Origin of the sequence: Mycobacterium sp. ACS4331 (assembly GCF_001667265.1) — a bacterium.
Classification (GTDB): Bacteria; Actinomycetota; Actinomycetes; order Mycobacteriales; family Mycobacteriaceae; genus Mycobacterium.
In genome coordinates this window covers 61877-72148 of the sequence record NZ_LZHW01000073.1, presented here as the reverse complement: position 1 = coordinate 72148, position 10272 = coordinate 61877, and the positions used below count along the sequence as shown (strand labels likewise).

9 protein-coding genes are annotated in these 10272 nt (G+C 67.0%); 4 read left to right on the top strand and 5 right to left on the bottom strand.

Going from position 1 to position 10272, the window contains the following annotated elements; genetic code table 11:
- From A5727_RS17130 to A5727_RS17120, 3 genes are all read right to left on the bottom strand, one after another.
- The gene (locus A5727_RS17130; RefSeq protein ID WP_231992133.1) at positions 1 to 723 is read right to left on the bottom strand and encodes an MlaE family ABC transporter permease; all 723 of its coding nucleotides are present in this window, start codon (positions 721 to 723) and stop codon (positions 1 to 3) included.
- 143 nt (positions 724 to 866) lie between these two features.
- A complete protein-coding gene (locus tag A5727_RS17125) occupies positions 867 to 1694 on the bottom strand; it encodes an ABC transporter permease (protein WP_068251951.1) in 828 nt (275 codons plus the stop codon).
- Positions 1695 to 1856: 162 nt separating this feature from the next.
- Positions 1857 to 3332 (bottom strand): flavin-containing monooxygenase, encoded by a 1476-nt coding sequence (locus tag A5727_RS17120; RefSeq protein WP_068251946.1) that lies wholly within the window; start codon positions 3330 to 3332, stop codon positions 1857 to 1859.
- Between the two features lie 98 nt (positions 3333 to 3430).
- Here A5727_RS17120 and A5727_RS17115 point away from each other — a divergent pair, with 98 nt between their 5' ends.
- The 4 genes from A5727_RS17115 to A5727_RS27540 all read left to right on the top strand — a co-directional run bounded on the left by A5727_RS17115 (position 3431) and on the right by A5727_RS27540 (position 8244).
- A complete protein-coding gene (locus A5727_RS17115; protein ID WP_068251943.1) occupies positions 3431 to 4348 on the top strand; it encodes an alpha/beta hydrolase in 918 nt (305 codons plus the stop codon).
- The gene (locus tag A5727_RS17110; protein ID WP_068251937.1) at positions 4345 to 5532 is read left to right on the top strand and encodes a steroid 3-ketoacyl-CoA thiolase; all 1188 of its coding nucleotides are present in this window, start codon (positions 4345 to 4347) and stop codon (positions 5530 to 5532) included. Before A5727_RS17115 ends, A5727_RS17110 begins: the two co-directional genes overlap by 4 nt.
- The gene (locus tag A5727_RS17105) at positions 5529 to 6701 is read left to right on the top strand and encodes a CaiB/BaiF CoA transferase family protein (protein ID WP_068251934.1); all 1173 of its coding nucleotides are present in this window, start codon (positions 5529 to 5531) and stop codon (positions 6699 to 6701) included. The genes A5727_RS17110 and A5727_RS17105 overlap by 4 nt, the downstream gene beginning before the upstream one ends.
- 226 nt (positions 6702 to 6927) lie before the next feature.
- Complete coding sequence (locus tag A5727_RS27540) at positions 6928 to 8244, top strand: histidine phosphatase family protein (protein WP_157521425.1); 1317 nt, start codon at positions 6928 to 6930, stop codon at positions 8242 to 8244.
- A gap of 80 nt (positions 8245 to 8324) precedes the next feature.
- On the opposite strand, the gene A5727_RS17095 is transcribed toward A5727_RS27540, so the two are convergent.
- Entirely contained in the window at positions 8325 to 9095 is a 771-nt protein-coding gene (locus A5727_RS17095; protein ID WP_068251930.1) for an SDR family NAD(P)-dependent oxidoreductase, read from the bottom strand.
- A 270-nt stretch (positions 9096 to 9365) separates the two neighbouring features.
- Positions 9366 to 10271, bottom strand: a complete 906-nt coding sequence (locus A5727_RS17090; RefSeq protein ID WP_068251928.1) for an SDR family oxidoreductase — start codon at positions 10269 to 10271, stop codon at positions 9366 to 9368.
- Position 10272 lies beyond the last annotated feature (1 nt).

Genomic DNA, 10272 nt, shown 5'->3' with positions numbered 1-10272 from the left:
CTACCCCGTGAACACGAACTCGGGCCGGATGCCCCACAGCATCACGGTGGTGGCGAAATCCAGGACCATGATGGCGACCAGGCTGGCGCGGACGGCCCGGCCCGAGGCCAGGCCGACACCGACCGGACCACCGCTGGCGAAATATCCGTAGTAGCAGTGGATCACCGTTGCGGCCACGCAGTACACGCAGACCTTGATCACCGAGTAGGCCAGATCCTGCGGGGTGAGGAATTCGACGAAGTAGTGGTTGTAGGTGCCACCGGGCACACCGTGGAAGACCCTGATCACGGTGTCCATCACGAAGAACGTGAGCACCAGAGTGACCAGATAGCCTGGGATGACGCAGATCAGGCCGCCGATCAACCGGGTGCCGACCACGTACGGGATGGGCCGCAGTCCCATCGATTCGACCGCGTCGATCTCATCGGAGATCCGCATCGAGCCGATCTCGGCGGTCATCCGGCACCCGATCTGACAGGCGAACGCGATGCCGCCGATCAATGGCGCGATCACTCGTACCGCACCCACGCCGGCCACAATCCCGGACAGCGCGCCGAATCCGATGATGTTGAGAACCGCGAAGGCCTCCACGGCCAGTGAGGCACCCACCGCGACTCCGAGGATCAGCAGCACGCTGATCACACCACCGTCGACGATGAGCGAACCACGGCCCCAGGCAAGGCTGTTCATCTGCTGCAACGTTTCGCGGCGGTACCGACGCATGGTGATCGGCAGCGTCAGCAGAGTCTGCGCGATGAAGACCACCCACCGACCGGGAAGCAGAAGTGCGTCACCGATGCGCCAGAGATCCGGCCGTGTCCATCGAACGCTGTAGTGCTTGGAAGGTGTTGCGACGCTGCGTGGCATCAGGCCACCTCCATGGGGAAGAACATGGTCTGCACCTGGGTGATCGCGAGGTTGGCGAACACGATGCACACCACGTTGAGCACCACCGAGGAGTTCACGGCATCGGCCACTCCGCGCGGACCACCCTTGGCCTCCATGCCGCGCAACGACGACACGATCGCCACGATCGCGGCGAACACCACGGATTTGCCGATGGCGAACCAGATGTCGGCCACCTTGGCGAACGTCCCGAACGACTGCCAGAAGCTTCCCGGCGACATCCCGCTGGCGGTCACCGCCAGGATGAAGGCGGCGCCGGTGCCGGCCGCGATGATGTACAGGCACAGCATGGGCGAAAGCAGCAGCAGTCCCAGGAATCGGGGAACGACAAGACGCCGGACCGGGTCGACGCCCATCACTCGCATCGCCTCGAGTTCCTCCCGCACCGCCCGGGCTCCGAAGTCGGACGCGATGGCCGCTGCTGCCGCCCCGCCCATGAGCAGTCCCGCGGTGATCGGTGCACCCTGTCGGACGACGCCGACGCCGCTGGCCGCGCCGAGCAGCGACGTCGCCCCGACCTGGTTCACCAGACCTGATGTCACGACCGTGACCATGGCGCCGAACGGAATGGCCATCAGCAGGCCCGGAACTGCGGTGACCTTGAGCAGCGCCCACGCCTGAGTCAGCATCTCGCGAACCGGAAGACGCATCGTGAGGGAATCAATGATGCTGTAACGCACTACATTTACGAACAACTGGACCGCGCGGCCGGTGGTTGCGGCGCTACGCGCCGGGATGGCACCGACATTCGACACGGTCCGGCGCGTTCTGAGCAGCGCACCGGTCATGCAAGCCCGCCACCGATTCGCGGCTCGCGGTGAAGCCCCCCGCACAGTTGAGATGGTCGACACATTCGACCCCAGCTGTGACGCATGCAACAGCACCCTACAGTAACCACTTACTTTCGACCATCCCTCCGAGCGGCGGATTCTCGGCGATTGCCGCGGGAGTCAGCGGCGCGCCACGACCTCGTAGGACGGCGGGTCGAACCTGCGAAGACGGCGGGTCAGCGAGTACATCGTGCCGGGCCACGCCAGCGACACCCGCCGGTTGCCGTCGGCGAGGTAGTAACTGTCGCATCCGCCGAGCGCCAGCGTGGACTTGTCCAGCATCCTGTCCGCCGCGGCGACGAACTCGTCCTGCGCCCGCGCGGTGACCTCCAGTGCGTCGGCTCCGACCCGCTTGGTCTCCATGATGGCGCCGACGAGATACCTGGACTGCGCCTCGGCCATGGTGAACCCCGAGAGGGTGCCGACATTGGGCCCGAACATCATGAACGCGTTCGGAAATCCGTTGATGGTGGTGCCCATGTGCGCGGTCGGGTTGCCCTTCCACACCTGCGCGAGCGTCTCGCCGGTGCGGCCCCGAATACGCTCGGCGACCGGATGGTGTTGCAGGGTGTGGAAACCCGTGCCGAATATGACGGTGTCGGCCTCGATCTCGCGCCCATCGGCAGTGACGACCGAGTGCTCACGGAGCGCGACCGCCGGCGAGGTCACCAACTCGATGTTGGGTTGGGCGAGTGCCCGATAGTAGTCGTTGGAGAACCCGATCCGCTTACATGACGGCAGATAACTGGGCGTCAGCGCCTTGCGCGTCGCGGCGTCCTTGATCCACCGGCGGATGTGAATCCTGCCGAAGAGCCCCATCACCCCGGCGAAGCGCGGCGACCGGATCGCGGCGGCGAGGAAGACGTCCATGAACAACCAGGTGAAGAATCGGATGACGCGCATGAGCACCGGCAGGCGCGCCAGCCATCGCTTCGACCTTTCGGAGATCGACCAATCCGGCTTGGGCATCACCCAGGCCGGGGTCCGCTGCAGCAGCGTGAGTTTGGCGACCTGGGGTTGCACCGCCGGAACGAACTGGATGGCCGACGCGCCGGTGCCGATCGCCACCACCGTCCGCCCGGTCAGGTCGACGTCCGACGGCCAACACGAGGAGTGGAATGCCAGGCCCTGGAAGGAGTCCCGGCCGGGCAGGTCGGGGATCACAGGCTCGTGCAGTGGGCCCGCGGCGATCACGAAGAACCGCGCTCGGTACACGCCGCGATTGGTCTCGATGTGCCAGCGCCGGTCCTCGGCGTCCCACCGGGCGTCGAGCACCTCGGTCTGAAGTCGCACCTTGTCGCGCACTCCGAAGTCGTCGACCACGTCCCCGATATAGCTCTCGAGCTCATGCCGCAGGCCGTACACGCGCGACCAGTCCGGCTTGAGCGCGTACGAGAAGCAGTACACGTGCGAGGGGATGTCGACAGCGCAGCCCGGGTACGTGTTGTGATGCCATGTACCGCCGACGGCATCGGACCGTTCGGCGATCACGACATCGTGGATGCCGGCCCGTCCCAGTTCTATTGCGGCCGCGATCCCGCACAGTCCGCCGCCGAGGATCAGCACCTCGACCCGCTGGCCGTCCACCTCCGCCATTGGTGACCCCTGTCATACCCATTGCCAGTTGTGATCTGGATAACATACGCTAGCAAGCACTTACTTAACAGAGCAAGTGCTTACTTCAGGAGAGTTCAGTGCGGCTTCCACCGAGTCTGCTGCGGATCGGGCTGCGCGCGGTGCGCCCGTTGTTCACCACCGATCTGCTGTCGATGGCCACCAAACGACGCGTGGTCGAGGCGATCGCCGGTGCGTCGAAGGTGCCCCCGGGAGTGGCGATCGAGACCGCGGATCTGGCCGGCATCCCGGTGGTGAAGGCCATACCGGTCGACGCACGCCGCGACACCGCGATCCTCTTCCTGCACGGCGGCGGATACGCCTCGGGCAGCGCACGCGGCTACGCGGGCCTGACCGGAGCGCTGGCGGCGGCCGCCGGCGTCGAGATCGTCGCCGTCGACTACCGACTGGCCCCCGAACACCCGTTCCCCGCCGCACTGGAGGACGCGTTGCAGGCGTATCACGCCCTGAGCGGGCAGGTGGGCACGGTCGCCGTGGCGGGCGACTCGGCCGGGGGCGGGCTGACACTCGCACTGGCTCAACGGATTCGAGACTCATCGCTGCCGACCCCCGTCGCACTCGGGCTGATCTGCCCGTGGCTGGACCTGGCCGTCGACCAGGCCGCCAGGAGGGTGGCAGGAAACGATCCACTGATCATCCCCGCGCTGATGACACAGTGGTGCGCCTTCTACGCGGGCGGCCACGATGCGCACGACCCCGGCATCTCCCCCATCCACGGTGACCTCTCATCGCTGCCGCCGATCGTCATGCACTCTGCGGGCGACGACCCCCTCGCCCAGGATGCGGACGAGCTCGAGCGCTGCATGACCGCGGCACGCGGGCGCCTGCTCCATCACCGATATCCCAACCGGTGGCATGACTTTCATCTTCAAACGGGATTCCTCGCCGACGCCGACGACGCAGTGACCCTGTTCGGCAGGCAGATCGCCGAACTCATCGACACGCACCCCCGCATCGACGACAAGGAGACCAGGTGACACCCAGGAGTGGTCAGGACGTCGTGATCGTCGAAGCGCTGCGATCACCGATCGGCCGGCGCAACGGCAGTCTGTCCACCTTTCATTCGGCGGACCTGCTCGGCGCTGTGCTCAACGGGATCGTCGAACGCTCCGGCATCGATGCCTCCGACGTCGACCAGGTGATCGGCGGGTGCATCGGCCAGGTCGGGCAGCAGGGGTTCAACGTCACGCGTACGGCCTGGCTGACCGCCGGACTGCCCATGAGTGTGCCCGCCACGACGATCGACAGCCAGTGTGGATCCTCCCAGCAGGCGATGACTTTGGCGCACGGCCTGCTGGCGGGCGGTCTGGCCGGTGTGGTGATCGCCTGCGGTGTGGAGGTGATGAGCCGGGTCCCGCTGGGCGCCACCCTGTCCAAGGGCGTCGGCAAGGCGATTCCGCGCTCCTACTTCCCCCGGTACGAGTACACGACGCAGTTCCAGGCCGCGGAACGGATCGCGAAGAAGTGGCGGATCACCCGCGATGATGCCGACCAGCTCGGCCTGCAGTCCCAGCAACGCGCCGCGCAGGCCTGGGCGGAAGGGCGGTTCGACAGCCAGATCGTTCCCGTCGACGCGCCGGTGCTCGATGAGAACGACCGCCCCACCGGCGACGTCATCCATACCGAACGCGACGAGTGCCTGCGTGAATCCACCCTCGAGGGCCTCGCCGGGCTGAAGCTGCTCGACGAGAACGGTGTGCACACCGCGGGCACCAGCTCACAGATCGCCGATGCCGGCTCGGCGGTGCTGATGACCACGCGCGCCCGCGCCGAGGAACTGGGGTTGGCCCCGCGTGCCCGGGTGCTGGACTCCTGCCTGGTCGGCGGTGATCCGACGTTGATGCTCGCCGAACCCATCACCGCCACTCGCACCCTGCTGGAACGCAACGATCTGTCCATCGAGGACATCGATGTCGTCGAGATCAACGAGGCGTTCGCCTCCGTGGTCTTGGCCTGGGAGCGGGAGATCAAACCGGACCGGGACCGGGTCAATCCCAACGGCGGGGCGATCGCCATGGGGCACGCGCTGGGCAGCACCGGCTGCGTGCTCGCCACCAAGGCTGTTCATGAGCTCGAGAGGCGCGGCAGCGGGCGAGCTCTGATCACGATGTGCTGCGGGGGTGGACTGGGCACCGGGACGCTGCTGGAGCGCGAGCAGTGACCGGTCCGCTGTCCGGTGTGCGCATCGTCGACTTCACCGCCAACATGTCGGGCCCGTTCGGGACGATGATCCTCGGGGATCAGGGTGCCGACGTGGTCAAGGTCGAGCCGGTGACCGGTGACATCATCCGCGCCATCGGCATGCGCGAGCACGGGGTGTCGGCGTACTTCGCCAACCTCAACCGATCGAAACGATCGATCGCCCTTGACCTCACCGACGACGACTGCGCGCCCGTGGTCACGGCGCTGCTTGATTGGGCCGATGTGGTGGTGCACAACTTCCGGCCTGGTGTCGAGGCCAAGCTCGGGCTGGATGCACAGACCGTCCGGCGTGACCGTCCGCGTCTGATCTACGTGGCGATCAACGGTTTCGGCGCTACTGGACCCTACGGCGGGCTGCCCGCATATGACCATGTGGTGCAGGCTCTTTCGGGATTCGCCGCCGTTCAGCACCACGACGGAGAACCCGACCTGATCCGGAACGGAATCGTGGACAAGCTCACCGGCCTGTACGCGGCACAGGCCATCACCGCCGCGCTGCTGCAGCGCACGTCGACAGGCCGGGGCACGGAGCTGGAGGTCCAGATGCTGGGCGCCGCAACGGCCTTCCTCTGGCCGGACGGGATGATGGACCACACCATGGCCGTGCCGAAGAACCCGGAACCGCCGGTGGCCCGCACATTCCGGTTGACCAGGACCAGCGACGGCCATCTGGCCTACGTCCTGGTGACCGCCGCGCGTCTCAAGCGTCTTGCCACGGAACTCGGAATCGAGGGCGCCGCAGACCTTCCCGACACCGGCGCGGGCCGGGCGGGGGGACCGATCCTGAAAGCGGCCGCACAACGGTTCTCGACGATGACGACGGCCGACGCCGTCGAGCAGCTGCTGTCCTGGGGCATTCCGGCCGCCCCCGTCGTGTCGCTGGACAAGTTGGCCGAGCACCCGCAGATCCGGGCCGGCGGTCACGTCGGCGGTGCGGATCACCCCGTGCTGGGGCGGATACAGCAGGCGAACCCGGCGGTGCCGTTCAACGGCGAGCGGGTGGCGACGCTGCGGCTGGCCCCGACTATCGGCGAGCACACCGCGGAGGTTCTCCGCGAGCTCGGCTTCTCCGAATCCGATGTCGAGAACCTCTGCCAGACCGGCGCGGTGGCCGCCGCCGACCGGTGACATTGCCGAGCACGCACCTGCGGTCCCGGCCGGTTCGCACTCCCAGTCTCACGTGGTGAATCACGGCGAGGCCGTCCTGCCGGGACACCACAGCGTGGCGCGCATGGAGGTGGCCGAGTCCGTGGCTGAGGACAGTTTCTTCATCTTGTACAGTGATCCAGCGCACACCGCGGGGGCCAGTGTGAACTGGTGCATATCCCGGGGGGGACACAGAGATGGAGATGTGATGCACCACCAACCGACCGCGGGCCGCCGCACAGCCCGGACAACCCTGCTCGCCGCGCTGACAGCCCTGGTCATGGTGGTCCTGGCCGCGATACCGGCCGGCGCCATGACCGTCACCTTCATCAGGCACGGCGAATCGGAGGGCAACGTCTCGGACTACATCAACACCACGGTTCCCGGGCCGGGGTTGACGCCCACCGGCCAGACTCAGGCCCAGAACGTGTCGGCCAAGCTCCAGGGTGAGGGCATCGATCCGTCTGCCTTCGACAATCTCTACACGTCCACCATGATCCGCACTCAACAGACCGCTGCGCCGCTGGCCGACGAGCTGGAGAAGACCCCGATCGTCATCGGCACGTTCGATCCGCTGGATCCCCGATCACCGGCGGGCATCCAGGAGATCTATGCCGGAGTCTTCGAGAACACCTCGCAGGTGAGCGGCATCGGCCGCGTCTTCTATGGGCTCATGCCACTGGGTTGGGCGCTGGGCCTGCGATTCCTGCGCATCCCGGGGGCCGAGGACGGCAACGAGTTCGATGCCCGTGTCGATGCCGCGCTCGAGCAGATGCGCAACGACGGCGACACCAACAACGACGGCCAGATCAACGTCGGGGCCTTCTCGCACGGTTTGACGATCATGGCCTGGACCCTGATGAACGTCGACAACCCCAACCTGGGACTGTTCTTCACGCACTCGCTGAAGAACACCGACATCGTGGTGGTCGAGGAGAACGGCGACGGTGGCTGGACTCTGAAGAGCTGGGCCGGCCAAGAGGTCGGTGAGGCCGACTATCTGACCAAGATGCTGGTCAACGTGCGCGATCTGATCGTCGCCCCGCAGACCGCGCTCTACAACATGCGCCAGCCCGTGTTCGACCTCGACGGTCGGGCCATCGCCGAGACCGCCGCCCAGGGCATCCGCGACGTCGGCGAAGCGACGGTGAAGTTCGTCAAGGATTCGATCACCGACACCGTCGAGGAGATCCGCAGACACTTCCCACAGTCGTCGGTGACCACGCTGACCGCCAAAACGGCTGCGCCCGAAGGCGAACCGCTGACCACGACCGGGCCGGCCAGAGCCACTGCCGTCAAGCAGTTGGATGCCGAGCGGTCGGAGTTCGCGGCCAAGCGCGCCGAGCGCAGGGCCGAGGCCGACGCCAAGCGCACGGCTCGGCGCGACCGGATCCGCGCCACCGTCACTGAGATCCGCGACAACGTCACGCAGTCAGTCACGGACGCACGCGACCGAATCAGCGGGAACCTCGACAGGGCGGTCGACTCCGGCAGCGGCGACACCGCGGCCAGGGATGCCGCCTGACCAACAAGCCACCATGAAGCGCGTCGGCCCCCTCGATCACGAGGGGGCCGATTGCCATTTGCGCGGTGTCTCCGGGAACCTCAGCCCGCGAGAATTCCACCGTCAATCGGGTAGATGCCACCGGTGCAGTAACGGGAGCGCTCGGAGACCAGGTAGAGCAGGAGATCGGTGACCTCCTGCGGCTGCGCGATCCGCGGGATCGGCTGGCTCGCCATCCATTCGTCGAAGTCGAAGTACGGGTTCTCCGCCATGATCACCTTCTCTTCGTCGAGCATCGGCGTGTCGACGGAGGAGGGGGCAATCGCGTTGACCCGGATGTTGTCGGCCGCGTAGGTCAGCGCCGCAGACTTCGTGATTCCGGCGACGCCGGCCTTGCTCGCGACGTATCCGGCGTAACCCCAGGTGCCCTTGACGCCGAACACCGAGGAGATGTTGACGATCGCACCACCGCCGGCGCGGCGCATCGCCGGGATGACCGCCCGCATGCCGCGGAAGACGCCGGCCAGGTTGACCCCGATGACCTCGTCCCAGTCCTCGTCGGTGCACAGATCGACAGGGGCGCACTGCACCACACCTGCATTGTTGATCGAGATGTTCACGGCGCCGAACTGCTTCTCGGCTGCTTCGATCGCAGCGGCCCAGTCCGCGGTCGAACGCACGTCGAGGTGGCGATACGTCGCCTGATGGCCGGCGCTGACGATCTCCTCGGCCACAGCGGCGCCGAGCTCGTCACGGATGTCGGTGATCATGACGTTCACCCCGAGCGCGGCGAGGGCTCGCGCATGGGACGCGCCCTGTCCGCGGGCGCCGCCGGAAATCACGGCGGTCTTACCGGCGAGGTCTTCAAACACGTTGATACTCCGTTTCTGCTGGTGATGTGGTCGCGGGCGGGGTTACACCTCCCACGCAAGTAGGTCACACGACATGGACAGATGACCAACTCGATACCGCATGATCCAACCGGCGATCCCCACCCCTGTCAAGAGGAACAACCCCGCCACGACGGCCACAGCACGCCGCTTGGTGGGCGGCACTCGGGGCCATGTCCACACCGCGGCCGCTGAAAGCACGACGGCCCGCCTGAACACTCAGGCGGGCCGTTGTTTCAAGCCGGGCGAAAGTCAGGCCCCGTACACCGGCACCGCCGGCCGAGCCTTGGCAAGCAGGTCGTTGACCACCGGCCCCAGTTCGGCGGGGTCCCAGCGGGCACCCTTGTCGATCTGCGGCCCGTGCGCCCAGCCTTCGGCCACCCGGATCTTGCCACCCTCGACTTCGAACACCTGGCCGGTGACATCGCGGGATTCGACACTGCCGAGCCACACCACGAGCGGCGAGACATTCTCCGGCGCCATCGCATCGAAATCCTGGCCCTGCGTCGCCATCATGTCGGCGAAGACCGTCTCGGTCATCCGGGTGCGCGCCGAGGGCGCGATGGCGTTGACGCTGACGCCGTAGCGTCCCATCTCGGCCGCGGCCACGAGCGTCAGTGCCGCGATGCCGGCCTTGGCCGCGCTGTAGTTCGCCTGTCCCACACTGCCCTGCAGGCCCGCACCCGAACTGGTGTTGATGATGCGGGCGTCCACCGCGTTGCCGGCCTTGGACTGCGCGCGCCAATACGACGCGGCATGCTTCATCGTGGCGAAGTGCCCCTTGAGGTGCACCGCGGTGACCGCGTCGAACTCCTCCTCGGAGGTGTTGGCGAACATCCGGTCCCGGACGATGCCGGCGTTGTTGACCAGCACGTCGAGCCCACCGAAGGTGTCGACCGCGGTCTGGATCAGCGCCTCGGCCTGACCCCAGTCGGCGACGTTGGAACCGTTGGCCACGGCTTCGCCACCGGCGGCGACGATCTCGTCCACGACACCCTGTGCGGCGCTGCCGCCGCCGGCGGGCGAGCCGTCCAGACCCACGCCGATGTCGTTGACCACGACTCGGGCTCCTTCAGCGGCGAACGCCAGCGCATGTGCGCGGCCGATGCCGCCACCGGCGCCCGTGACAATGACCACCCGGCCGTCGAGAAGTCCCATG

Bases quoted from the DNA above. Each gene is read 5' to 3' on its own strand.
- A5727_RS17120 (WP_068251946.1), bottom strand. From the start codon at position 3,332: ATGGCGGAGGTGGACGGCCAGCGGGTCGAGGTGCTGATCCTCGGCGGC.
- A5727_RS27540 (WP_157521425.1), top strand. From the start codon at position 6,928: ATGCACCACCAACCGACCGCGGGCCGCCGCACAGCCCGGACAACCCTG.
- A5727_RS17130 (WP_231992133.1), bottom strand. From the start codon at position 723: ATGCGTCGGTACCGCCGCGAAACGTTGCAGCAGATGAACAGCCTTGCC.
- A5727_RS17125 (WP_068251951.1), bottom strand. From the start codon at position 1,694: ATGACCGGTGCGCTGCTCAGAACGCGCCGGACCGTGTCGAATGTCGGT.
- A5727_RS17090 (WP_068251928.1), bottom strand. From the start codon at position 10,271: ATGGGACTTCTCGACGGCCGGGTGGTCATTGTCACGGGCGCCGGTGGC.